Here is a 22,224-nt window from a genome sequence, read left to right as displayed (position 1 = left end):
GAGCGGGATCGCCGGGCCGGCCCGGACGATTACGGGAGATCGAAGGGCGCGGGGGAGTGGCCTTCCCAGATCTGGCGGGATGCCTGTTCGGGGTAGGGCAGAGTCTTCGGCTCGGTGTCCAGGACGCCGGTGAGGTACCCGCCGGGCCGGTGAGCGGGCCAGCCCGCGTCGCCAGTGGTGACGAAGCGGACCCATGTCTCCTGGAGTTCGCGGGAGACCGCGACGGCTTCGGGAGTGGGCTCCTCACCGATGAGCTGGGTGCCGACGGGGCTGTCCAGCGTGCCGAACGCCAGGGGTACGTCGAGACTGTGGCAGGCGCCCAGGATGCCGCCGAGGGCCGGGGTGACCCAGCACAGTTCGAACAGGTACGAGGTGCCGCCGGCCGCGGCGTTCGCCTCGGCCAGCTTCTGTGACGGCATGCGGAAGAGGGCGTCGGAGTACACCGTCTCCACCAGCTCCTCCGGGCCTGCCTGCGGGAACAGGGCGCGGTAGGCGCGCGCGCCGTCCGGCTGTGGGGCGTGCAGTTCCAGGGCTGCGCGGGCGTCTTCCTCGGTGAAGGTGCCATACCGTCCGCTGATGACGCTGAAGTACCGGAATTCGTCCCGGGCGTGGCCGACGAGCAGTTCGATCCCGCTCGCGCGTGCGCCGGTCAGCGCGGGCCATGGCGTTTCCGTGAGGACCTCGCCGTCGATGACGGGGCACAGCGCGGTGCCGGTCTCCGTGAGGCGTCCCCAGCTGTCCCGGTGCGCCTGGAGGCCGGCGTTGAACGAGGTGAGCTCGGCGGCCAGGTGCCATGGCTCGATGTCGCGCAGGGCCTCGGCGGTGGGGGCCGCCACGCCGAGCCGGTCCGCGAACGTGGCGGTGACCTGCCGTGCCAGCGCGGGCGTGCTGTGCAGCCCCGGCACCGAATGGGCGATGGCCCGCCGGAACAGGCCGCGCGCCGACTTCATCGTCAGCAGGGCGGCGACCGAGCCCGCGCCCGCGGACACCCCGCCGACGGTGACCCGGCCGGGGTCGCCTCCGAAGGCGGCGATGTTGCGCTGCACCCACTCCAGCGCCGCGATCTGGTCGAGGAATCCGCGGTTGGGCGGCACGTCGTCGAGGAACGCGAATCCCTCCGCGCCGACGCGGCAGTTGATGGTCACCACGACGATTCCCGCCTCGGCCAGGGCTGCCGGGTCGTACATCGGGTCGCTCGACGCCGCCGAGAGGTAGCCGCCCACGGGGATCCACACCAGCACCGGCAGTGCCGCCGCGCCGGGATCCGGAGTGCCGACGTTGAGCGTCAGCCAGTCGGTGCCCTGCGGGGGAACGTCGATCGGCAGGGACAGCGGCGCCACGGGGCCGAACTCGACCGCCTGCCTCGTCCCCTCCCAGCGGTCCGGCGGCGCGGGCGCGGCGAAGCGGAGCGCTCCGACCGGGGGCCGGGCATAGGGGATGCCGCGGAACACCGTGTGCCCCTGCCGCCGGAGCCCCTGCACCACGCCTTCCGTGGTCCGTACCTTCGGCTGTTCGGACATGACGTTTCCTTCCCTCGGGCGACCCAGGATTATGGGTCAGGTGTATTATGTCAACTGTATTGAAACACTCCTGGTACGGGGAAGGGCCGGCGATGCCGAAACAGGTGGATCACCGCAGACGCCGCGAAGCGATCGCCCGCGCACTGTGGCGGGTGGTGGAGCGGAGCGGCGTCACGCAGCTGACGATGCGCGTGGTGGCGCAGGAGGCGGGCATGTCACTCGGGCAGCTGCAGCACTACTTCGTCTCCCGGACCGACATGCTGTCGTTCGCCATGGATTTCGCGTCCGAGCAGACCTCGGTGCGCGTACACCAGGGGCTCGAAAAACTCGGTGACCGTCCGCATCCCCGCGACGTGCTGCGACTGACGCTCACGGAAATGCTCCCCCTGCATCCCGAAGCCCGCGCGACCAGCCGGATGAGCGCCGCCTATCTCCTGGAGGCGTTGCACGACGAGGCCATGCACGAACAGGCCCGCCGCGGCCTCGTCCAAGGGCGGGTCCTCGTCGAGCAGTTGGTCCGCCAGGCGATCGCCGACGGGTACATCGACTCCGGCCGCGACCCGGCGACCGAGACCAACCTTCTCCTCGCCCTCACCGGCTTCACCCCCCTGATCGAACTCGACGTGATCGAGCCCCGGGACGCGCTCGCCGCGATCGACGTGCATCTGGACCGGCTGTTCAGGATCACGTGACTGCCTCGGGTCAAGATGCCGTACGGCAGGTCGACCTGCGCGACGAGGGGGCGGGCGTGCATGGCCGGCCCCTGCACAGGTAGGTGACCTACTTGCCTTTGGCCGGCTCCGCCCACCACGGCCTCACAACCAGCCGTTGACCTCCGCGAGCCGGGCCGCTTCCGCGCGAGTCCGGGCCCGGGTTTTGCCGATCGCCGACGACAGGTGGTTGCGCACGGTTCCTTCGGAGATCCCCACGGCTGCAGCGATATCCGCCACCGTGCCCCCGTCGGCGGTGGCTCGCAGGACATCGGCCTCGCGGTCGGTGAGCGGGCTGGCGCCACTCGCCAAGGATTGGGCGGCGAGAGCGGGATCGACGAAACGAAGTCCGGCGTGGACCCGGCGGATGGCGTTCACCAGCTGCTCGGGCGTGGAGTCCTTGACCACGAACCCGGCCGCCCCCGCGGCCATCGCCCGCGACAGGTAACCGGGGCGGCTGAAAGTGGTGCAGATGAGCACGCGGCAGGCCGGTAGGGCGCGGTGCAGCTCGGCGGTGACGGAAAGGCCGTCGCGGCCGGGCATCTGCACGTCCACCAAGGCGATGTCGGGTATGACGCGTTTCGCGGTCGGCACCACCTCGATGCCGGAGCCGACCTCGGCGACCACGTCCAGGTCGGGTTCCATCCGCAACATCGACGCCAGCGCGCCGCGGACGAGCGCCTGATCGTCGGCCAGCAGAATGCGGATCATGCCGGGCTCGTTCCGGCTGGGCCGCGGGCGATCACCCGGAAGCCGCCGCCGGGGGACTCACCGTACTCGAGGGTGCCGGACACCGAGGCGAGCCGCTCGGCGAGACCGGTAAGGCCGTGCCCGGAGTCCACCGGGCCGGACACGGCGCCGTCGTCGATGACTTCCACCCAGTCGAGGCCAAGCCGGACACGGCAGGCCCGGGCATTCGAGTGCCGCAGCACGTTCGTGACCGCTTCCCGCACCACGTAACCGAAAACGCCTTGCAGCTCGGACCTGACGTCGTCGGCCGCGGCAGGCAGTTCGGCGAGTACACCGGCGGCTCGCAAGGCCACCCCGGCGCCGGCGATCTCGTTGGCCAGCGACACCGCGCGATAGTCCGAGACGGTCGCACGCACGTCGGACAGCGTTTGCCGGGACAGGGTCTCCAGATCGCGGATCTCGGCGAGCGCGGGCGCCGGGTCGGTGGCGGACTCCAGGATCCGCCGGGTCAGCGACAGTTTCACGGTCATCGTCGAAAGGCTGTGCCCGAGGACGTCGTGCAGATCTCGCGCGACGCGCTCCCTCTCCTGGTTCACCGCCATCCGCCGGACCTGTGCGCGCGCGGCACGCAGGTGCCCGATCGTGAAGTTGAGCGCGAAAACGACGCCCAGCGCGGCGGTGACGACGACGAGCGTGGCCACGGGACCCCACTCCACGTGGCCGTCCCTCACCTGCATCCAGCCGATCTGTCCGACGGCCACGGCAAAGCCGAGCGGTAAGGAGAAACGCAGAGGCAGCACCATGAGCCCGACCGCGATGGCGTAGGTCAGATCGGTCAGATACGCGGGAGTGGCGAGCATCAGGGCGGGCGCACTGCCGAGGGCGCACATCACGGCCACGATCACGATCCGCTGCTTCCGCGGCGCGAGCGGGCCGTACCACGGACCGAGCAGGCAGCTGACGCAATAGCCGAGGAGAAAGGCGATCGCCGGACCCTTCACCGGTTCGTCCGCGCGACCGGCGATGTCGGCGATCCGCGCGATCAGGAACAGCGACGAAAGGCTGGTGATCGCCACGACGGTGCCACGTCCCCGGCGGCCGCCGCGGCCGTCCCGCCAGAAATCCCAATCCGGCCACTGCCGGGCCGAGAACTCGTCGGGATCTCGTTCACGCACGACGGTCATGCTACGGCGGCGGCTCCCCATATCGATCATGATCCGGCCCTCGGCGTGCCGGTGCGTCGCTCATCCGTCACCGGACGGGCCATGACAGATGGCACGGATCCGGCCGCCCCGGCGATGGTCCCGTAGGAGCATGCTGACCGCGACGAAAACAAGTTCGCTGGGCCACGAGTACACGGTCACTCGCGACGACTCGGAACTGGGCACGTTCTCGCTGCGAAAAGGCCGGATCGTTGTCGACGGAGTCGAATACCGAATCCGGCGGCGCCGGTTCAGCGGCGTTCACGAGCTGCTCGCCGCCGACGGGACGGCCCTGGCCACCACTGGCCGGATCCGTCGCAGTTGGACCCTGCACGTGTCCGGACGGGACTTCGAATTCCGACGGACCGCGACGGCCGACCGGGGCTACACGATGGCCGGCGGCCACGGCGCGACGGCGGGGACAGTCGGCCGGAACGGGTCGGCCGCGTTCGTCGACGTGCCCGGGCTGAAGGCGGAAGTGCAGGTTTTCGTGCTCGTGGTGGTCCTGCTACGCCGCCGCCGTAAGCGCGCCGCGGCGGCGGTTCGCGGCAGCGCATCGTCGGGCGGCTGAGCTCCGCAAGTCCCTCACGAACACGGCCGAAAGGAGTCCAAATGTCCAGATTTCGCAGTGAGCGATGCAAAGGCGTGCGGCTTGCCTTCGCAGGTGTCGTCCTGGCGGCGATGACCATCAGCACGCCCCCTGTCTTCGCGGCCGACGATCCGGCGAGTGCGTCAGGCGTTCCCGGCGGTTACGACAGCCAAGCGGTTTGCGGGGGCGCACTGGTGATGTTCGGTTGCCAATCCCGGGTCGCCACGGCGAAGGGGTCGCAGATGATGGTGCGCGGTGCCGAGCCGATCGGCTGGGGCGCCGCCGATCTCCGCGCCGCGTACCGGCTTCCCTCGTGGTCTCCCCACCGCGGCACCGTCGCGCTGATCAACCTCGGCCCCTACCCGACGCTGGCGGAGGACCTCGCGGTTTACCGGAAGCAGTACGGACTTCCCCCGTGCGGCCCCGCCGACGGTTGCTTTCGTCAGATGGACTTCGCGGGCGGCCCGGCCCTGCCACCACCGGCCACCAGCGAGGAGAAGGAGATCGCACAGGGCTCGGCCATCGAGACCGCCCTTGACGTGGACATGGCTTCGGCGACGTGCCCGTCCTGCCGGCTGCTTTCGGTGCAGATCCCGATCGGGAACGGGCCGACGGACCCCACCAAGGCCAGTGGCTACGACCGCTACGCCGCCGCGTTCGGCAAGGCCGTCCGCACCGCTATCGCCGGCGGGGCGGACGCCATCAGCATCTCCTACACCCTCCCGGGGAGTGAAAACGCGCTGCGCGGGCCGATCGCCGAGGCACTGGACCACCGCGGCGTGGCGATCACCGCGGCGGCCGGGGACCGCGGTTTCAACGGCAACGGCAACACCTCGGCCGGCTTCACCCCCGGCTTCACCGGGAGCGCCGCCGTGTGGCCACAAGCGCTCCCCACCGTGACCGCGGTCGGAGGCACCACACTCGTCAGGCGGAACCACCGGTACCTGCAAGGCGCGTGGGCACAGGGAGGTTCCGGCTGCACCCCCGGCGTCACTCCGCCAGAGAACCAGCCATCGGCGCTTTCGGCGCTGTGTCAAGGTTCGCGAGCAGGTACCGACGTGTCCGCGGTCGCCGAGAACCTTGCGACCTACACCTCGTACCGGCCGGCGGATCATGCGGAGGCCGGCTGGCTGGTGCTCGCGGGAACGAGCGCGGCGGCCCCGCAAATCGCGGGAATGTACGCGGCCGGCGGGAACCTGCGGGACGTGCACGGGCCCAACACCTTGTACCGGGCGCCATCACGTGCGTTCTCCGACATCGAATCCGGCGCCAACCTCATCCCGCCGTTGAGCGGAACCGATGGCCAGTGCTCCGCGGCCTGGGAGACGAAAGCGAACCTGCCTCTCACCCGGTTCGACCAGCGGATGTGCCGGGCACAGCCAGGCTGGGACGGACCCACCGGCCTAGGCGCCCCGCGCGGCCTGCTCGGGTTCTGACAGATATCGGACGGCTGGTCTTCGAAGTGCACACCTATCGGGAAATCGGCGAACTGCCGCATATTTCCGGTAAGACCGTGGAACACCACATGGCACGCATCCGTGCCGAACTCGAGGCCAGTGACCGCCGAACCATCATCGCCTTGCTGAGTGGAAGGCTCGCCGGCGGTGAAGGTGGGTAAATCGCGCCTTCACCGCCCACGACCTTTCGGGCTAGCGGAGCTGAATCCCGCCCTTTGCGACATTGCCCCGGTTCGTGCAGTCGGCGACGGAGCCGATGTACACGCTCTCCGCCACTGTCTTCCAGATTCCGTACGTGGTGGAACCGTTGCCACACTGCGCCACCGCCCGGTACTGCGAGATGCCGGCGGGCAGGCGCGAGCACTTGACGTGGAAGTTCACGCCGCTGGCACTGGTGTTGTAGGTGCAATCCTCGGTGACGGTGGCGCCGGCCACGCCGGGCAGCACCGTCATCGCGCCGCCGACGAGAACGGCCAAGGTCAGCAATGAGTTGCGAATTTTCATCGGTTTCCTTCCCCAGAAAACGACTTCGCCGAAGTAAGCCCCCATGTCCACCGGTGGCATTACGTGAAGCCGCTCGATTGACATTGCGTGCCGAAGCGTAGCAGGAACGGAACAGTTCGTGTCAAGGATTTCCTTGTCTTCCGAACGGTCATGGATGAGAAAACAGAAAATGCTGGGCGCTATCGAATCGTTCAGTTCCAAATGTCCTGATAAAGGGCATGAAAGAATAGGCCTCACCCGATCGGAGTCGGGCGGCGATGGCCGAGCCGGCCTTGTGTTTTCGAGCTCTCGCCCCGTTCGGCTTGGTCATATCGCTGGATAGGCTGAACTTCAGCGGTTCAGCCTTGACGGGGCGAGTGTTCGTGCTAGGGCAAGCCCCTGCTCACCGGCCCCGACCGATCCGGGCCCCCACAATCCGGGCGCCAGCAGGCTTGTCCTCGAAGATCATGAGCAGAAACCCCTCACCGTCGCCGGTATCGCCGGCGTCGCGCTGCCTCATGCCGAACTGGCCTATCTGTCGGCATGCAGCACCACCGACACGGCAGCGGACTACACCGACGAGGCCGTCACCCTCGCCACTGCGTTCCAGCTGGCCGGATACCGCGCCGTGGTCGGGGCACCTTGGCCGATCAACGACCATGCCGCCGGCTCCATCGCCCATGACTTCTACGCCTACCTCACTGCGAACGGCAGTACAGAACCGGATACCGCGGCGGCGGCCGCGGCACTGCACCACGCCCTCCGGAAGCACCGCGCGCGGCGACCCCACCTGCCGACCCAATGGACCGCCTACGTGCACACCGGCGCCTGACAAGTCTTTGCTTCCGGCGGACGCTCGGAGAGCCGCCGCGGGCGAGGGCTGAGCGATGTGGTCACGCGTTTCGGGCGGCTCGGTCCTGTGGCCGGCGCGGACGGTCCCTTAGCGTTGGGGACCACTACGTCGGAACTCGGAGGGACAGGCTCGTTGCCGAGGCGGGGCTCCGCTGGCCGGTCTCCGACGACGGCGAAACCGGGGAACGGTCGTCAGCCGGGCCGGACACCACAGTGGACAGAGACAAAGAATTTCGTGGCACTCCACAGCATTTCGGCGAGACTTCCGGATAGGTCGTCCGGCAGACTGGATTTCGGATCCGAAAGGAGCTCGTCCTTGCGCACTGCCCGGCCATCGGCACGTCTGCCGTCCGGGCTCGGTTTCGCCGATGGCGACTGGCTTCACGCTTGCCGAGTGGCGGTCGGCCTGCTCGTCCCGGGATTGGCACTGCTCTTCGCCGGGCGGCCGGAGCTGATCATCTTCGCCGCCTTCGGTTCGTTCACCGGGATGTATGGGCGGGCCGAGTGCCGGGGGCTCCGTCTTCGGCATCAGGTGCAAGGGGGAGCGATCCTGCTGACCGGCGTCGCCTTCGGGACGCTCCTCTCCGCCTGTCACGCCCGGCCGTGGGTCCTGGTGGTCACCGAGTCGGGTTTCGCGTTCGCGGGCGCGCTGGTGGCGAACCGGCTCGACCTCGTCCCCCGAGGACCGTTCTTCGGGATCTTCGCGCTGGGGGCCATCGCCCTCGTTCCCGCCGACCCGGCGGGGTTGCCGATCTGCGCCGGGACGGCCGTGTTCTGTGTCCTCATCGGACTCACCGGCCCGAAGAGAACTGTTGGCAGGCAGGCGGTTCCACCGCCGGGCGTGATGTGCGGGCCGGATGCCTGCGCACGAGGGCGCCGAAGGTCGTGTGCTCTGGTCCACGCCGCTCGCTACGTGCTGGCGATTTCGGCGGCGGGCTTCTGCGGCCTGCTGCTGGGCGTCGAGCACGCGAACTGGGCGATGGCCTCCGCGGCGGTGCCGTTGGCCGCCGTCGATACGCGCAACCGGCTCCATCCCGGCGTCCGCAGTGTCGTCCACCGCAGCGTTCACCGGGTCCTGGGCACGTTCGCCGGACTCGGCGTCACCGCGCTGCTGCTCCTTCCCGATCTCGGTGGGACGCTGCTGGCCTTGTCGGTGATCGTGCTCCTGTTCCCGACGGAACTGTTCATGTCCCGTCACTACGGACTGGCGACCGCCGGGCTGACGTCGCGCCGCTTCGGCGATCGAGCCGGGACTGTGGGCCCGGCTCGCCGGGACTTCCGTCTCTCCTCCTGAACTCCTCACTGGTCGAAGCTGGGAAGTGACCAGACGGGAGAGCGAAATGAAGATCCTCGTAGCGGCGGCCAGCCGCCACGGTGGGACCTGGGAGATCGCGGAGGAGATCGGCCGCGCCCTCGCTTCGGAATTGCGCGGACACGCCACTGTGCGGGTGTCGCGGGCCGAGGATGTCACGACGGTCGACGAGTTCGACGTCGTTCTGGTGGGCAGTGGCGTCTATCTGGGGCAATGGCTCGAGGCGGCCAGAGACGTCGTCGGCGACCACGCCGAGGCCCTCAGGGCCAAGAAGGTGTGGCTCTTCTCCAGCGGCCCGGTGGGGACGCCGCCGAAGCCCGCGGAGGATCCCGTGGATGTGGCCGGGCTGATGGTGTCGTCCGGGGCACGCGGGCACGTGGTGTTCCCGGGCCGGATCGACCGGAGTCTGCTGCGGTTCGCCGAACGAGCGGTCGTGACAGCGCTCCGGGTCAAGGACGGTGACCACCGGGATTGGCCGGCGGTGCGGGCTTGGGCGGGCGAAGTCGCCGCCGCCTTGACGCCTGCTTGGACGGGAGAGGTGAGTGGCCATGTCGAGCGTGGCTGAAGGCGCGGTGGTCGTGGGAATCGACGGCTCGGGGTCCGCCCGGCGGGCCGCGGTGTGGGCGGCAGGTGAGGCGGCCAGGAGGGGGAAGCGGCTCCGCCTGGTCCACGTGTACATCGTTCCTCCGGTGCGGATGCCCGGGGTGGTGCCGTCGGCCGAGGCGATCCGGTCCGCGTTCGAGGCGCAGGGGGCGCGATGGCTCGCGGAGGCCTGTGATGCGGTGGCCGAGCGCTATCCGGACCTGGTCGTCGAGACCGCGGCACGGGAATGGGCTCCGGTGGCGGCGCTGATCCAGGAGTCGCGGGCGGCGACCATGATCGTGCTGGGCTCCCGTGGGCTGGGTGGGTTCACCGGTCTGCTGGTCGGATCGACCGCGGTGGCGTTGGCGCAGCACGGTCATTGCCCGGTCGTCGTCGCGCGAGGGAAACGCCCGGAAGACGCTCCACCGGAGGCTGGCCCCGTCGTCGTGGGCACGGATGGTTCCGAGTCGAGTGACGCCGCGTTGGCCTTCGCCCTCGACGAAGCGTCGCTCCGTGGCACGGATCTGATCGTCGTCAGGGTGTGGAACGAGGTCACCGAGCACGAGTCGGCCCTGACAGTGAATCCGGACGCGGTCGAATCCTCGGAGCGGCGAGCGACCGATGAGCAGCTGGCGCCATGGCTGGCCAAGTTCCCGGACTTGACCGTGGAGACGGTGATCGCCCGGGGCCGCCCGGTCCGTGCCCTGCTCGGTTTCGGCGAGCGTGCCCAGCTGCTCGTCGTCGGATCGCGGGGCCGCGGCGGGTTCCAGGGGATGTTGCTCGGCTCGACGAGCCAGGCCCTCGTCGCGCACTCGGACTGCCCGGTGGCCGTCGTCCGTCCGGCTCTGACCGGCCGAGAAAGCGAGTGAGGAGCATGCGAGCACGGGATTTGATGTCCGCCCCGGTCGTCACGGTGACGCCCGGCACCACGGCCAAGCACGCGGCCGAGCTCTTGGCGGAGAACGGATTCACCGCGTTGCCGGTGGTCGACGAGGACGATCGGCTGATCGGCATCGTGACCGAGGCGGACCTCATCAGGAACCAGTTCCCGCACGACGTCCGCTCGGGCCCGGAGCACGAGGCACGGCCGAGGCCGGGGTTGACCGTCGCCCAGGTGATGACGACGCCCGCCACGGGGATGAGCACGGGCGCGGACGCCGCCGATGTCGGCAGGGCTCTGCTCGACGGACGTATCCGCGCGATGCCCATTGTGGACGGTGCCAAGGTGGTCGGAATCCTCACGCGAGGCGACTTCGTGCGTGCCTTCGCCCGCTCCGACGAGGCGATCGCGGCGGACGTCCGCCATCACCTGGCGATCTACGGCGGCCCGGGCCGGTGGACGGTCGAAGCGCGCGACGGTGTCGTGCGGATCGGCGACGCCTACGACAACGACACCGATCGTCACGTGGCCAAGCTGCTGGCCGAGGCGGTTCCCGGTGTCGTGGAAGCGAAAGTGACCTACCAGGAGGACGAAGGATGAACACGACGGACCGGAAGATCGTCGTCGGGGTGGACGGGACCGAGCCGGGAAGGGCGGCCGTGCGGTGGGCCGCCGCCGTCGCCGAGGAACGACTGCTGAAGATGCTCATCGTGCACGCTCTGCGCGTCGACAAGCTGGCTTACGGAGCCGGGTTGGCGGGCCCCACCCCGTGGTACGACGTCCTCGCCGAGGAAGGCAAGCGGGTTCTGGAAGAGGCTGTCGCGCAGGCGCATTCGGTGGCGCCCGGCGTCGAGGTGGACACGCGGATGCCGGCGGACTCGCCGGTGCCCACCTTGATCGACGCGTCGAAGTCGGCGGCGATGGTGGTCGTCGGCGGTACCGGGAAAGGCTTCTTCGGGGAGATGACGATCGGTTCGACCGCGTCGGCGGTCGTCGCGCACGCTCATTGCCCCGTGGTGGTCATGCGGGGCCGGAAGAACACCTCCGCGTATCCGGCGGAGGGGCCGATCGTGGTGGGGCTCGACGGCAGCCCGCTGAGCGAGCGTGCCCTGGAGATCGGCTTCGAAGAGGCCGCGTGGCGGAAGGCCGGTCTCGTCGTGGTCCACGCGTGGCGGGACGTCACCTACGACGACGCATACGGGATGGCGAGGCTCGTCGTGCAGTGGGAGTCGATCGAGGAAGAGGAACGTCGGCTGCTGGCGCAGCGTCTCGCGGGCTGGCAGGAGAAGTATCCGGACGTCAAGGTCGAGCGGGTCCTCGTGGAGGACCGGCCGCGGCACGCGCTGCTGGAGTGGAGTGCCAAGGCGCAGCTGGTGGTCGTGGGCAGCCGGGGGCGTGGCGGATTCACCGGGCAGTTGCTCGGTTCGACCAGCCAGGCGCTCGCGCACCACGCGGAATGCCCGGTGATGGTGGTCCGGCCGGAGAAGTCGCGGTGACCGTTCTCGGCGCACCTGCCGCTCCGGCGGTCCTGACTTCGGGCGAGTTGTCCCAAGTGGACGCTCAGTGGCGGGCGGCGAACTATCTCGCCGCCTGCCAGATCTACCTGATGGACAACCCGCTGCTGGAGACTCCGCTCCAGCCCGAGCACGTGAAGCCGCGCCTGCTCGGTCACTGGGGTACGTCTCCGGGGCTGAACTTCGTCTACGTCCACCTCAACCGGGCCATCGTGCGGCGGAACCTGAACGCCATGTTCGTGACCGGACCCGGCCACGGCGGTCCGGCGCTGTACGCGAACACGTGGCTCGAAGGCAGCTACTCGGAGGCGTGGCCGGAGGTCTCCTACGACAAGAGCGGCCTGCGAACACTGTTCCGGCAATTCTCCTTCCCCGGTGGGGTGCCCAGTCACGTCGCGCCGCAGGTGCCGGGGTCGATCCACGAAGGTGGCGAACTCGGTTACTCCCTCGCGCATGCCTACGGGGCCGCGTTCGACAACCCGCACCTCGTCGTCGGTTGCGTCGTCGGCGACGGCGAGGCGGAAACCGGCCCGCTGGCCACGAGCTGGCATTCGGGGAAGTTCCTCAATCCCGCTCACGACGGTGCGGTGCTGCCGATCCTGCATCTGAACGGCCACAAGATCGCCAACCCGACCGTGCTGTCGCGGATCAGCGGCACCGAGCTCGACGAATTGCTGCGGGGCTATGGGTATGCCCCGCGCTACGTCGAGGGCGACGATCCGGCGGTCATGCACCAGGCGATGGCCGCGGCGCTGGACGGCGCGCTGGACGAGATCGACGGGATTCAGGTGCGGGCCCGCGCCGCGGCCGGGCCGGCGGGGCCGGTGACCTGGCCGATGATCGTGTTGCGCAGTCCCAAAGGCTGGACCGGGCCGTCCCTTGTGGACGGTAAGCGGGTCGAGGGAAGCTGGCGCTCGCACCAGGTGCCGATCCCCGACGCGCGCGGAAACGCGGAGCACCGGCGGCAACTGGAGGAATGGCTGCGCTCCTACCGGCCTGAACTGCTCTTCGACGAAGAAGGCAGGCCGACGTCCGAGGTCACCGCGCTGATCCCGCGGGGCGACCTCCGGATGGGTTCGTCACCGCACGCCAACGGCGGCCTCGTCTTGCGGCCGCTGAGGTTGCCGGAGGTCTCGGCGCACGCCATCCCGCTCGTCCGCCCGGGCGGCGCGGTCGCCGAACCGACCCGGGTGCTCGGCCGTTGGCTGCGGGATGTGTTCGCGCTGAACCGCAAGGCGGCGAACTTCCGGCTGTTCGGCCCGGACGAGACCGCTTCCAACCGCCTCGACGCGGTGTTCGACGTGACGGGAAAGACCTGGCTGTGCGGGATCGAACCCGTCGACGAACATCTCGCCCCGGACGGCCGGGTCATGGAGCTCCTTTCGGAACACCTTTGCCAGGGCTGGCTCGAAGGCTATCTGCTTTCCGGCAGGCACGGCCTCTTCTCCTGCTACGAGGCGTTCGTGCACATCGTCGACTCGATGCTCAACCAGCACGTCAAATGGCTCAAGGTGCACCGGGAGATCCCATGGCGGCGGCCGGTCGCGTCGCTGACCTATCTGTTGACCTCGCACGTCTGGCGGCAGGACCACAACGGTTTCTCCCATCAGGACCCGGGTTTCGTCGACCATGTCGCCAACAAGAGCCCGGAAGTGGTCCGGGTCTATCTGCCGCCGGACGCGAACACCCTGCTCTGGGTCGCCGAGCACTGCCTGCGCAGCCGGGACTACGTCAACGTGATCGTGGCGGGAAAGAACGACAGCCCTGTCTGGCTCGACGGCGAGGAGGCGGCCGTGCACTGCGCACGCGGTGCCGGGATCTGGGAGTGGGCGGGTACCCATCCGGACTCCGAACCCGACGTCGTCCTCGCCTGCGCCGGCGACGCGCCGACGGTCGAGGTGCTCGCGGCGGCCAAGATCCTCCGGGAGTACCTGCCCGAACTCGCGGTCCGGGTGGTGAACGTGGTCGACCTCATGCGCCTGCAGCCCGCCGCGGAACACCCTCACGGGATGACCGATCGCGAATTCGACGCCCTGTTCACCACCGACCGGCCGGTGATCTTCGCCTACCACGGCTATCCCTGGCTGATCCACCGGCTGGCCTACCGGCGGGCGAACCACGACGAGCTCCACGTGCGCGGCTACATCGAGCACGGCACCACCACGACACCGTTCGACATGCTGGTGCGCAACAACATGGACCGCTTCCAGCTCGTGACCGATGTGATCGACCGGGTGCCCGGACTGCTCGCCCGTGCGGGTGCCGTCCGGCAGCTGATGACGGACGCGCATGTACGGCATCGCAGGTGGATCGTCGAGCACGGCGAGGATCTTCCCGAGGTTCGCGATTGGACGTGGGAAGCATGACGGATCGACAAAGGAAGGAAGTACGGATATGACAACCCTGGTACCCGGTTCCCGGATGACCCTGCCCAGCATCGCGGCCTGGCTGGAGAACCCGTGGCCGTTCGCCGAACACAACCCGGTGCGCATCGAAGAGTCCGTCGAGGACGGCAAGTACCTCGTCCGGGCCGAGCTTCCCGGATTCGACCCGGAGAAGAACATCTCGGTCACCGCGCACGAGAGGCTGCTGACGATCACCGCCGAACGCGAGGCCAGGACCGCGGAGCACGGCCGCAGCGAGTTCTACTACGGCAAGTTCAGCCGGACCGTCTCCCTGCCCTCCGGTGCGCAGACGGCGAAGACCACCGCGGGCTACAAGGACGGAATCCTGGAAATCTCCATGCCGGTCGAGGACAAACCGCACGAGAAGCAGGTCAAGATCCAGGTCGGCAAAGGCTGACCATTCCGGTCCGGGCGGGCGCGCGTCCCCCAGGGCGCGCCCGCCCGGCACACTTGTGCCCGAGGGAGTCTTCATGCGTGTGCTGACGTTGAATCCCGGCTCTTCGAGCCTGAAATCGTCCTTGGTGGTCGACGGCACGCCGGTCGGGTGGGCCGCGACGGACCTCGACGACGCGGAACAGGCTCTCGGCCGATGGTCCACAGTGGACGTCGTGGGCATCAGGTTCGTGCACGGCGGGTCCAGGACCGGTCCGGTCCGGCTCGCACCGGACGTCGTGGACGCGCTCGAACACCTCAACCCGTTCGCGCCGCTTCACCAGCCGCAGGCGGTCCGCCTCGCCCGGGAGGTGTTCCGGTCGCGCCCTGGCTTGCCGGTGATCGCGTCCTTCGACACGGCCTTCCACTCCCATCTCCCCGATGAGGCTTCGAGATACCCGCTGCCCAGGGAATGGACGAGGCAGGGGCGCTTGCGGCGCTACGGTTTTCATGGTCTTTCGTGCCGTCACGCGGCGCGTCGTGTGCCGGAACTGCTCGACGCCGAGGAGCCGCGGTTCCTGTGCTGCCACCTCGGCGCCGGTGTCTCGGTGACGGCGATCCAAGCCGGCCGGAGCCTCGACACGAGTATGGGCTTCACCCCGTTGGAAGGGCCGGCGATGGCGACCAGGTCCGGTTCGCTGGATCCCGGGCTGGTGCTGCACGTCATGCGAACGGCGCCGATGTCGGTCGAGGAGATGGAAGACGCGCTGAACCACCGTTCCGGTCTCGCGGGGATGAGCGGGACCGACGGCGACCTTCGTTCCGTGCTGACGCGGGAAGCGGCCGGGGATCCCGACGCGTTGTCGGCTATCGCCGTCTACCTGCACCGGATCCGCCGAGAGATCGGCGCGATGGCGGCAAGCCTCGACCGGATCGACGCCGTGGTGTTCACCGGTGGTGTCACCGAGCATCAACCTGAGCTGCTCGCGCGACTGACCGACAGGCTGGGCGTCTTCGGGATCGCGGTGGATCCGGCTCGGTGTCTCGGGGACGGCGACCGGGTGATCAGCCCGAACGGTGCGCCGGTGACCGTCTTCGCCATGGGAACCGGGGAGGACGTCGAACTGGCGCGGGACGCCGAGGCGGTCATCTCGGTGGACCACGTGTATTAAAGGGTGAAGCAAGGGGGCGCGGAGTCGGTCAGACCCGTGATGCTGCGGGATGTCGCGAAAGCCAGGCGGATTCATGCGGTGGTCGCAACGTGCTCTGTTTAGGACAGTAGCGTGGTGAGTTTTTCGAGTGGGGTGTGCCAGTCCAGTGTTTTGCGGGGGCGGCTGTTGAGTCGTGCGGCGACTGCGGTGAGGTGTTCTGCGGTGTGCTGGTGCAGGTTGGTCCCTTTGGGGAAGTACTGGCGAAGCAGGCCGTTGGTGTTCTCGTTCGTCCCGCGTTGCCATGGGGAGTGCGGGTCGCAGAAGTAGATGGCCAGGTCGGTGGCGAGGGTGATGTCGGCGTGACGGGCCATCTCGTTGCCCCGGTCCCAGGTCAGTGACCGCCGCAACTGGTGCGGGAGGGTCTGGATCGCGTCGATCATCGCGTCCCGGACCTGGATCGCATCGTGGCCGTGGGGCAGGTGCAGCAGTATGACGAACCGAGTGGAGCGTTCCACGAGGGTGCCGATCGCGGACTTGTTACCGGCACCGGTGATCAGGTCGCCTTCCCAATGCCCCGGGACTGCCCGGTCCTCGGCTTCGGCCGGCCGTTCGCTGATCTCGACGAGGTCAGGGATCCGTGACCGTCGTGCCTGTGCTTGCTTGCGCGGGCGGCGCAGCGCCCGTCCTGTCCGCAAACACGCGGTGAGCTCGCGGCGCAGCGCTCCCCGGCTCTGCACATACAAGGACTGGTAGATCGTCTCGTGTGACACTCGCATCTCCGGCCGGTCGGGGAACTCCATCGCCAGCCTGGCTGTGATCTGCCCCGGAGACCACTCCTGCAGCAACCGCGCCTGCACATGATCCCGCAACTCGCGATTACCGGCCTCGGCCAGCTTCGCGGTCTTCGGCCGCCGGGCCCGATCCCGCGCCGCCGACTCCGCCCGATGCGCTCGATACCCGCCCCGGCCACCGTTGTTCGTCACCTCCCGGCTGATCGTCGACGGGGCCCTGCCCAGCTGCCGAGCGATCTCCCGATACGAGAGACCCCCGGACAGACCACGAGAGATCTCCTCCCGCTCAGCCAAACTCAGATAGCGCTCACCCAACGAGCCAGGTGCGTTCCCGATCACCCCACCAGCCTGCGCGAACCACCGCCGCCCGGTCTCGTGCGACACATCCACCAAACGGGCGGCACGCTTAGGCAGACACCCCGCCCGCACCGCATCCCAGAACCGCACCCGCACCACACGCGGCAACACCAACCCACCAGCCACCACAACTCCCAGCTCACGAAGGATGTTGCAACGACCCCATGAATCCGCCCCACTTTCGCGACACTGGATGTCCCGGAAGTGGCTTTCGCGACATCGTCGCCGGCGAGGAAACGCTCAAGGGCCGACCGCCAGCCAGGCACTGGAGGGGACTTTCCCCTCGTCTCGTGCGGTGAAAGTCCCCTTCATCCCACAAGAACTTATGGCGCGAACTGATGACTCGGGACACCAGGCGTGCGCCGAGGCCTTAACTGACAGTCCAAAGATCAGGAAGCGGTCGGACTGAACCGGTGAACCGCCTGCGTCGACACCAGCACGACGGGACACGTCGCATGCCTGACACAGGCCGTGGACACGCTGCCGAAGACGAGCCTGCCGACCGCGCTCTTCGTGCCCGTGCCCAGCACGAGCATGTCCGCGTCGCGCGCCGCCGCGAGCAGTTCCGACGTCGGATTCCCTTGCCGCAGCAGGGTCTTCACGTCGATGTCCGCGTGAAGCTCACTCTGGATCCGTGCGACCGCTTCGTCGAGCGAGTAGTGCTTCCTCACCGGAACCCTGCCGTGTGGCTGGAGGGCGAACGACGTGCCGGGAAGGAGTTCCTCCCTCGGCAGGACCATTAGGACCTCGACCTTGTCGCCGACTGCGGTGGCTTCGGTGATGGCCCACCGGATCGCTTCCTCGCTCTCGGCCGAGCCGTCGGCGCCCACGAGAAGGTGTCGGGTGGTGTCGGGATTCGTGTTCATGGTTGATTCCTTTGCGCGGATGGCCCGGCACGGAGAAGGTCCTGCCAGGTGATGACGCCGATCACGCGGCCGTTTTCGAGGACCGGGACGGATCGGAGCCGGCGCTCCAGCATCTTCGCCGTCAGATCGGTCAGGTCGCCATCGGGATGGGCACCGGCCGCCGGTCGCCGCATCAGGGCGCTCACTTTGGTGCGCCCGCTGAGCATGACGCCGCTGTCCGGATCGCCGTCGGAAAGGTAACGCGCCCGGAGCAGGTCCTCTTCGGCCAGCACGCCGAGCAGCTCGCCGGTGTCGCCGACGACCGGCAGCGAGGTGAATCCCTTGCCGGTCAGCACGGCGATCGCTTCGCCGATCGTGGCCGCGGGCGTCACCGCGATGACCGGTGTGGTCATGACATCACGTACTCGCATGTAGCCAGTCTCGGTTCGCCGGGTGGGTCCGGAATACGGCAGGAGGTCCCGGCCCGGCGGGACCGTCGCCTCTCTTGCCGGGCGGTGTCGCCGAGTGATGGTGGTGGCAACACGTTTCCGGCGATCCGCAGCGGAGGTCCAGGTCATGAACACGTCGTCTCGCTGGTCGCGAGCCTGGCACATGGTTCATCCAGGGCGGAATCCGCTCGCTCGCCGCGAAGATCGCATCGAAGCGTTCACGGTGCTTCTCGCGGTTGCCCTAGTGGTCCTTGCCTTGCCGGTCGCCGCGGTGGTCGCTTCCGGGGTGTTCGCGGTCCGCGCCGAGCAGGTGGCGACCGAGCAGGCCACCAGGTACCGCGTGGAAGCGACCCTGCTCGAAGGCGGCGCGCCCATCGCCATCGGAGGCCGGTCGGGTGTCGTCCACGACACCTCGCCTGCCAAAGCGACGTGGGTCACTCGTGACGGGGACAGCCGAGCCGGCGAGGTCCAGGCGACGCGGGGGAGCCGAGCCGGCGCGAAGGTCCCGGTCTGGCTCGACGAGTCGGGGAACCCGGTCGCCGCACCTCTCACCGGTCTCGACGCCCGCCTCATCGGTTTCGGGACGGGAGTCGGCCTTTGGCTCGCCTTCAGCGTGGTCGTGCTGGCCGGTTACGGCTGTGGCCGGGTGCTGCTCGACAGGGCTCGATGGGCGCGATGGCAGGAGGAATGGCGCGAGTTCGCGTCGCACTAGCGGGGTGCCGAAGGTCCCGGCACACCGGGCCCACGGCCACTGCCGCCCTCGTTCGCGACGCGAGACGCTGAGATCGTCGAAAGGCAGGTGCAGCAGGATGTTCCTCACTCGTTCGCCGGTCGTCGCGGACGCGTTGCGTGCCGCGGTACGGGCGCCGTCACCGCACAACTCCCAGCCGTGGATCTTCGAGCTGGCGCCGGACACGATCGACGTCGTGCTCGACGAAAGCCGGATCCTCGACGCCTGCGATCCGGAGGCGCGTGAGGCGCGGCTGTCCTGTGGCGCGGCGTTGCTGAACCTGCGCCTCGCCATCGCCGCCGCGGGCCGGATCAGCGAAGTCGAGCTGGCGCCTACACGCGACAGGCCCGCTCTGCTGGCACGGGTCACGCTTGGTCCTCGCCACCGTCCCACCGCGAGCGAACGACGTCTGGCCGCCGCGATTTCCCGGCGATACAGCAATCGCCGCCCCTTCACGGACGAGCCGGTGCCACTCCGCGTACGGACCGCCGTGCGGGAGGCGGCCCGTGAGGAAGGTGCACGTCTGGTCCTGCTCGACGAGGCCGGCCTGCTGGAGGCGGCCGCGGGACTCATCCGCCGCGCCGATCACGTCCAAACCCTGGACGCGGCCTTCCAGCGAGAACTCCGGGCATGGACTCGGCGAAGCGCCGAGGACGACGGTGTGCCGGCCTACGCGGGAGGTCCTCGCTCAGCGGGCGGGCTGCTGCCTGGGCGGTACGTCAAGGAGGACGGTGCTCCCCGCGTCTTCGAGCAGGACCCGGTGGTCGCGGTGTTGACCATGCCGAACGACGCGCCGATGTCCCAGGTCCGCGCGGGGTGCGCGATGCAGAGGGTCCTGCTCACCGCCACGGACGCCGGACTGAGTGCTTCGTTCTACTCCCAGCCGATCGAGATCACCGCCGTACGCGCCGAGCTGCGTGACTTGCTGGGGGGCTCCAGCCATCCCCAGGCCGTCTTCAGGCTCGGTTACGGCTCTCCGGGTGTGAAGACGCCGCGCCGCCCGATCGAAGCGGTCGCCCGCGACAGGATCGAGGAGGAACGGCAGTGACGACTTCGGCCACCGGAGTCCGGGTGCATGCCTGGTCGACTGAGGAAAAGCGGATCATCGTGGCGGCCGCACGACAGGTCCCGAAGCGATGGATCGACGACGTCTGGACGCTGTCGGTCCACGAGGACTCGCTCGACTTGTACGAACGGCTCGCGAACAACCACTGGGTGCGGGACCGGGGTGGGCGTACGCGGCTGATCGTCTGCGGGGCGGTACTGGCGAATCTCGAATGTGCGATCAGGATGCTGGGTTGGGCGCCGCTCACCGATCCGAGTTGCGACGTCCTCGCCCTGGATCGGGTCGCCAGGCTCACGGCGCGGCGGCGGGCCCGCCCTGTGGCGGCCGATTTCGCCCGTTTCGCCGCGCTGTCCGGGCGGCGGACCAAGCCGGCTCCGTCCTCGGTGTCGACGTGGGGACGAGACGTCGCCGAGGCGACCGAGGGCGGCGGCATCCGGGTCCGGGTGCTCACGCCGTCTGATGTTCGTGATCTGCCCAAGGTGGGCAGGCAGGTCGCCAGGAAGGTGACTCCGGAAGCCTCCTGGACGGCCTTCCTCGTCACCATCGTGACCGAAAGCCGTGAACAGCTCGTCCGGTCTGGCGCGGTCGCGCAGCGATTGTTGCTCACGGCCACCGAGTACGGCCTGGAGGGTACCGCTTTCCCGAGCCTTTCGACGCTCCCGCCATCCGCGGAGCGCTCGCCGCCATCGACGGTGTCCCCGGATTCCCGCAGATGGTCGTCGTGGTCGAAGAACCTCGGAAAACACCGGCACAGAGGGGAAGAACGTCATGACGGACAGTGCGACCGAGAACCGGATCGTCGTCGGTATGGACGGTTCGGCGGGTTCTGCCGCGGCAGTGCGCTGGGCGGCCGACCAAGCGGTCAGGCAGGGTGCCGCCTTGCAGGTGGTCACCGTGTGGGTCCACGACGAGATGCTGGACGACGCGTCGGCCGACCGGACCGTGGCGGAGGCGAGAGACGTCCACTTGAAGGCGCTGGAAGCCGCTACCGCCAAGGTCCTCGATGCCCATGAAGGGCTCGACATCACCTACGACGTCGCCCAGGGGGATCCCGGCGAAACGCTGGTCGAGCGTTCGAAAGGTGCCGCTCTCCTCGTGCTGGGCAGCCATGGCACGGGCAAGATCCGTGAACTGCTGGTCGGCTCGGTGTGCAAGACGGCCCTGCGGCACGCGACCTGCCCGGTGGTGGTGATCCCGCCGCCCGCGGCGGCGCCGGAAGGCAGGCTCGGCCGGCTGCTGAATTCCGTTGCCTACGAGCCCGGTCCGATTCTCTGAGCAAAGCCGGAAACAGGAGACAGCCATGAAAGCGCGGCCCGAGTTCGTCACCGTGATCACGCGGCGAAACCCGCTCATCCGCTGGTCCGACCGGCTCGAAGCCGCGCTGAAAGTCGGCGCCTTCCTGCTGGCTCTGCTGGCGATCCCGTTCGCCGCGGCCGCCGGATCCGCGGCCTACGCCGAAGGAAGGGAGCGCGCGGCGGAACAAGCGGCGAGCCGTCAGGAGACGACCGCGGTGCTGATCGCCGACGCCCCGCCCGTACACGTGCGCCTCGACGGTGTGCCGCTCGACGAGAAGGTCGAGGTCGCCGCCCGTTGGACGGGGCCCGGCGGGCTGATTCGTGAAGGCGTGGTGACCGTCGATGCCGGGATGGTGACCGGGAACGAGGTGCGGATCTGGCTCGACGCGCGCGGGTATCCCGTCGAGGCGCCGGTCACCGACGCCGATGCCCTGAGCCAGGGCATCGGCGTCGGCACGGGGCTGTGGCTGGGCTGGCTCACCCTGGTCGCGGTGGTCTTCCTGGCGTGCCGGGCGGGGCTCGGCCGCGGCCGTGCCGCCGAGTGGGCGCGCGAATGGGAACAGCTGGCCTGGAAGGAGAAAAGATGAGAATCCTGGTGACAGAAGCCACCTTCGACGAGTCCCGGGAGATCGCGGCCGCGTTGCGGGACCTGGGGTGCCGGGTCAGCCCGTGCCATGTCCGGTCCGGGGTGTGCCGAGCGCTCGCACCCGGCGGGACCTGTCCGCTGGACGAAGCGGACCGGCCGGATCTCGCCGTCGACGTCCGCGGTGCCGAGCCCGGTCTGACCGCACGGGAATTCGGCGTGGTGTGCGCGCTGCGGAAGCGGGTGCCGGTCGTGATGACCACGGCACGGGACACGGGTGGTCCGGTCGTCCCACCGGGTTTCGAAGACCGCGTCACGGCTTGTCCGCCGGAAGACCTCTTCGAAGCGTGCAGGGGATTCCTGCGCTCACGTGCTTGACCGAGAACGAT

23 protein-coding genes and 1 pseudogene are annotated in these 22,224 nt (G+C 68.9%); 17 read left to right on the top strand and 7 right to left on the bottom strand.

From position 1 onward, the window contains the following. Positions 1–29: 29 nt before the first annotated feature. On the bottom strand, positions 30–1,520 hold the full coding sequence (locus ACOCEP_RS35120) for a carboxylesterase/lipase family protein (RefSeq protein WP_482333782.1): 1,491 nt from the start codon (positions 1,518–1,520) through the stop codon (positions 30–32). Positions 1,521–1,612: 92 nt separating this feature from the next. On the opposite strand from ACOCEP_RS35120, the gene ACOCEP_RS35115 reads away from it, so the two are divergent. Further along, positions 1,613–2,212: a TetR/AcrR family transcriptional regulator gene (locus ACOCEP_RS35115; RefSeq protein ID WP_482333780.1), complete on the top strand. Its 600-nt coding sequence runs from the start codon at positions 1,613–1,615 to the stop codon at positions 2,210–2,212. Positions 2,213–2,335: 123 nt separating this feature from the next. On the opposite strand, the gene ACOCEP_RS35110 is transcribed toward ACOCEP_RS35115, so the two are convergent. Together ACOCEP_RS35110 and ACOCEP_RS35105 are read right to left on the bottom strand one after the other, a co-directional pair. Beyond that, positions 2,336–2,941 carry a response regulator transcription factor gene (locus tag ACOCEP_RS35110; RefSeq protein WP_482333778.1) on the bottom strand — a complete coding sequence of 202 codons (606 nt, stop codon included), beginning with the start codon at positions 2,939–2,941 and terminating at the stop codon, positions 2,336–2,338. After that, a complete protein-coding gene (locus tag ACOCEP_RS35105; RefSeq protein WP_482333776.1) occupies positions 2,938–4,095 on the bottom strand; it encodes a sensor histidine kinase in 1,158 nt (385 codons plus the stop codon). Before ACOCEP_RS35105 ends, ACOCEP_RS35110 begins: the two co-directional genes overlap by 4 nt. A gap of 139 nt (positions 4,096–4,234) precedes the next feature. Between ACOCEP_RS35105 and ACOCEP_RS35100 the strand changes: the two genes are divergently transcribed. Both ACOCEP_RS35100 and ACOCEP_RS35095 read left to right on the top strand, forming a co-directional pair. Further along, positions 4,235–4,693 (top strand): hypothetical protein, encoded by a 459-nt coding sequence (locus ACOCEP_RS35100; RefSeq protein ID WP_482333774.1) that lies wholly within the window; start codon positions 4,235–4,237, stop codon positions 4,691–4,693. 41 nt (positions 4,694–4,734) lie between these two features. Continuing rightward, positions 4,735–6,147 carry a S8 family serine peptidase gene (locus ACOCEP_RS35095; protein WP_482333772.1) on the top strand — a complete coding sequence of 471 codons (1,413 nt, stop codon included), beginning with the start codon at positions 4,735–4,737 and terminating at the stop codon, positions 6,145–6,147. Positions 6,148–6,360: 213 nt separating this feature from the next. On the opposite strand, the gene ACOCEP_RS35090 is transcribed toward ACOCEP_RS35095, so the two are convergent. Next, positions 6,361–6,756, bottom strand: a complete 396-nt coding sequence (locus ACOCEP_RS35090) for a hypothetical protein (protein ID WP_482333771.1) — start codon at positions 6,754–6,756, stop codon at positions 6,361–6,363. 337 nt (positions 6,757–7,093) lie between these two features. Between ACOCEP_RS35090 and ACOCEP_RS35085 the strand changes: the two are divergent. From ACOCEP_RS35085 to ACOCEP_RS35045, 9 genes and pseudogenes are all read left to right on the top strand, one after another. Further along, positions 7,094–7,483 (top strand): annotated as a pseudogene (locus tag ACOCEP_RS35085) (CHAT domain-containing protein); the annotation flags it as partial. 336 nt (positions 7,484–7,819) lie between these two features. After that, a complete protein-coding gene (locus tag ACOCEP_RS35080) occupies positions 7,820–8,797 on the top strand; it encodes an FUSC family protein (protein WP_482333769.1) in 978 nt (325 codons plus the stop codon). A 46-nt stretch (positions 8,798–8,843) separates the two neighbouring features. Further along, positions 8,844–9,380 (top strand): flavodoxin domain-containing protein, encoded by a 537-nt coding sequence (locus ACOCEP_RS35075; protein WP_482333767.1) that lies wholly within the window; start codon positions 8,844–8,846, stop codon positions 9,378–9,380. Then, positions 9,364–10,266 carry a universal stress protein gene (locus tag ACOCEP_RS35070; RefSeq protein ID WP_482333766.1) on the top strand — a complete coding sequence of 301 codons (903 nt, stop codon included), beginning with the start codon at positions 9,364–9,366 and terminating at the stop codon, positions 10,264–10,266. Before ACOCEP_RS35075 ends, ACOCEP_RS35070 begins: the two co-directional genes overlap by 17 nt. A gap of 5 nt (positions 10,267–10,271) precedes the next feature. After that, positions 10,272–10,877 (top strand): CBS domain-containing protein, encoded by a 606-nt coding sequence (locus ACOCEP_RS35065; RefSeq protein ID WP_482333764.1) that lies wholly within the window; start codon positions 10,272–10,274, stop codon positions 10,875–10,877. Next, a complete protein-coding gene (locus ACOCEP_RS35060) occupies positions 10,874–11,773 on the top strand; it encodes a universal stress protein (protein WP_482333763.1) in 900 nt (299 codons plus the stop codon). The genes ACOCEP_RS35065 and ACOCEP_RS35060 overlap by 4 nt, the downstream gene beginning before the upstream one ends. Next, positions 11,734–14,157 carry a phosphoketolase family protein gene (locus ACOCEP_RS35055; protein ID WP_482333762.1) on the top strand — a complete coding sequence of 808 codons (2,424 nt, stop codon included), beginning with the start codon at positions 11,734–11,736 and terminating at the stop codon, positions 14,155–14,157. The genes ACOCEP_RS35060 and ACOCEP_RS35055 overlap by 40 nt, the downstream gene beginning before the upstream one ends. A 28-nt stretch (positions 14,158–14,185) precedes the next feature. Then, complete coding sequence (locus ACOCEP_RS35050) at positions 14,186–14,593, top strand: Hsp20/alpha crystallin family protein (RefSeq protein WP_482333760.1); 408 nt, start codon at positions 14,186–14,188, stop codon at positions 14,591–14,593. A gap of 73 nt (positions 14,594–14,666) precedes the next feature. Then, positions 14,667–15,740 carry an acetate/propionate family kinase gene (locus ACOCEP_RS35045; protein ID WP_482333759.1) on the top strand — a complete coding sequence of 358 codons (1,074 nt, stop codon included), beginning with the start codon at positions 14,667–14,669 and terminating at the stop codon, positions 15,738–15,740. Between the two features lie 98 nt (positions 15,741–15,838). On the opposite strand, the gene ACOCEP_RS35040 is transcribed toward ACOCEP_RS35045, so the two are convergent. From ACOCEP_RS35040 to ACOCEP_RS35030, 3 genes are all read right to left on the bottom strand, one after another. Next, complete coding sequence (locus tag ACOCEP_RS35040; RefSeq protein ID WP_482332473.1) at positions 15,839–16,996, bottom strand: IS30 family transposase; 1,158 nt, start codon at positions 16,994–16,996, stop codon at positions 15,839–15,841. 260 nt (positions 16,997–17,256) lie between these two features. After that, a complete protein-coding gene (locus tag ACOCEP_RS35035; protein WP_482333757.1) occupies positions 17,257–17,733 on the bottom strand; it encodes a universal stress protein in 477 nt (158 codons plus the stop codon). Next, a complete protein-coding gene (locus tag ACOCEP_RS35030) occupies positions 17,730–18,143 on the bottom strand; it encodes a CBS domain-containing protein (protein WP_321183111.1) in 414 nt (137 codons plus the stop codon). Before ACOCEP_RS35030 ends, ACOCEP_RS35035 begins: the two co-directional genes overlap by 4 nt. A gap of 97 nt (positions 18,144–18,240) precedes the next feature. On the opposite strand from ACOCEP_RS35030, the gene ACOCEP_RS35025 reads away from it, so the two are divergent. The 5 genes from ACOCEP_RS35025 (at position 18,241) to ACOCEP_RS35005 (ending at position 22,213) form a co-directional block, all read left to right on the top strand. Continuing rightward, entirely contained in the window at positions 18,241–18,873 is a 633-nt protein-coding gene (locus ACOCEP_RS35025) for an Rv1733c family protein (RefSeq protein WP_482333754.1), read from the top strand. A gap of 97 nt (positions 18,874–18,970) precedes the next feature. Continuing rightward, the gene (locus tag ACOCEP_RS35020) at positions 18,971–19,939 is read left to right on the top strand and encodes an Acg family FMN-binding oxidoreductase (RefSeq protein WP_482333753.1); all 969 of its coding nucleotides are present in this window, start codon (positions 18,971–18,973) and stop codon (positions 19,937–19,939) included. A gap of 786 nt (positions 19,940–20,725) precedes the next feature. Further along, entirely contained in the window at positions 20,726–21,232 is a 507-nt protein-coding gene (locus tag ACOCEP_RS35015) for a universal stress protein (RefSeq protein WP_482333752.1), read from the top strand. A gap of 25 nt (positions 21,233–21,257) precedes the next feature. Beyond that, positions 21,258–21,839: an Rv1733c family protein gene (locus ACOCEP_RS35010; RefSeq protein ID WP_482333751.1), complete on the top strand. Its 582-nt coding sequence runs from the start codon at positions 21,258–21,260 to the stop codon at positions 21,837–21,839. Further along, positions 21,836–22,213, top strand: coding sequence for a hypothetical protein (locus tag ACOCEP_RS35005; RefSeq protein WP_482333750.1), 378 nt, complete (start codon positions 21,836–21,838; stop codon positions 22,211–22,213). The genes ACOCEP_RS35010 and ACOCEP_RS35005 overlap by 4 nt, the downstream gene beginning before the upstream one ends. Positions 22,214–22,224 lie beyond the last annotated feature (11 nt).

The sequence above is a fragment of the Amycolatopsis sp. CA-211722 genome (genome assembly GCF_056828465.1).
This window is presented reverse-complemented; position numbering and strand designations above follow the sequence as displayed.

Coding starts and splice junctions, on each gene's coding strand:
- ACOCEP_RS35025 (WP_482333754.1), top strand. CDS start 18,241: ATGGTGGTGGCAACACGTTTCCGGCGATCCGCAGCGGAGGTCCAGGTC.
- ACOCEP_RS35075 (WP_482333767.1), top strand. CDS start 8,844: ATGAAGATCCTCGTAGCGGCGGCCAGCCGCCACGGTGGGACCTGGGAG.
- ACOCEP_RS35045 (WP_482333759.1), top strand. CDS start 14,667: ATGCGTGTGCTGACGTTGAATCCCGGCTCTTCGAGCCTGAAATCGTCC.
- ACOCEP_RS35070 (WP_482333766.1), top strand. CDS start 9,364: ATGTCGAGCGTGGCTGAAGGCGCGGTGGTCGTGGGAATCGACGGCTCG.
- ACOCEP_RS35090 (WP_482333771.1), bottom strand. CDS start 6,756: ATGTCAATCGAGCGGCTTCACGTAATGCCACCGGTGGACATGGGGGCT.
- ACOCEP_RS35120 (WP_482333782.1), bottom strand. CDS start 1,520: ATGTCCGAACAGCCGAAGGTACGGACCACGGAAGGCGTGGTGCAGGGG.
- ACOCEP_RS35065 (WP_482333764.1), top strand. CDS start 10,272: ATGCGAGCACGGGATTTGATGTCCGCCCCGGTCGTCACGGTGACGCCC.
- ACOCEP_RS35110 (WP_482333778.1), bottom strand. CDS start 2,941: ATGATCCGCATTCTGCTGGCCGACGATCAGGCGCTCGTCCGCGGCGCG.
- ACOCEP_RS35005 (WP_482333750.1), top strand. CDS start 21,836: ATGAGAATCCTGGTGACAGAAGCCACCTTCGACGAGTCCCGGGAGATC.
- ACOCEP_RS35030 (WP_321183111.1), bottom strand. CDS start 18,143: ATGCGAGTACGTGATGTCATGACCACACCGGTCATCGCGGTGACGCCC.
- ACOCEP_RS35055 (WP_482333762.1), top strand. CDS start 11,734: ATGCCCGGTGATGGTGGTCCGGCCGGAGAAGTCGCGGTGACCGTTCTC.
- ACOCEP_RS35020 (WP_482333753.1), top strand. CDS start 18,971: ATGTTCCTCACTCGTTCGCCGGTCGTCGCGGACGCGTTGCGTGCCGCG.
- ACOCEP_RS35060 (WP_482333763.1), top strand. CDS start 10,874: ATGAACACGACGGACCGGAAGATCGTCGTCGGGGTGGACGGGACCGAG.
- ACOCEP_RS35015 (WP_482333752.1), top strand. CDS start 20,726: ATGACGGACAGTGCGACCGAGAACCGGATCGTCGTCGGTATGGACGGT.
- ACOCEP_RS35100 (WP_482333774.1), top strand. CDS start 4,235: ATGCTGACCGCGACGAAAACAAGTTCGCTGGGCCACGAGTACACGGTC.
- ACOCEP_RS35010 (WP_482333751.1), top strand. CDS start 21,258: ATGAAAGCGCGGCCCGAGTTCGTCACCGTGATCACGCGGCGAAACCCG.
- ACOCEP_RS35115 (WP_482333780.1), top strand. CDS start 1,613: ATGCCGAAACAGGTGGATCACCGCAGACGCCGCGAAGCGATCGCCCGC.
- ACOCEP_RS35095 (WP_482333772.1), top strand. CDS start 4,735: ATGTCCAGATTTCGCAGTGAGCGATGCAAAGGCGTGCGGCTTGCCTTC.
- ACOCEP_RS35050 (WP_482333760.1), top strand. CDS start 14,186: ATGACAACCCTGGTACCCGGTTCCCGGATGACCCTGCCCAGCATCGCG.
- ACOCEP_RS35035 (WP_482333757.1), bottom strand. CDS start 17,733: ATGAACACGAATCCCGACACCACCCGACACCTTCTCGTGGGCGCCGAC.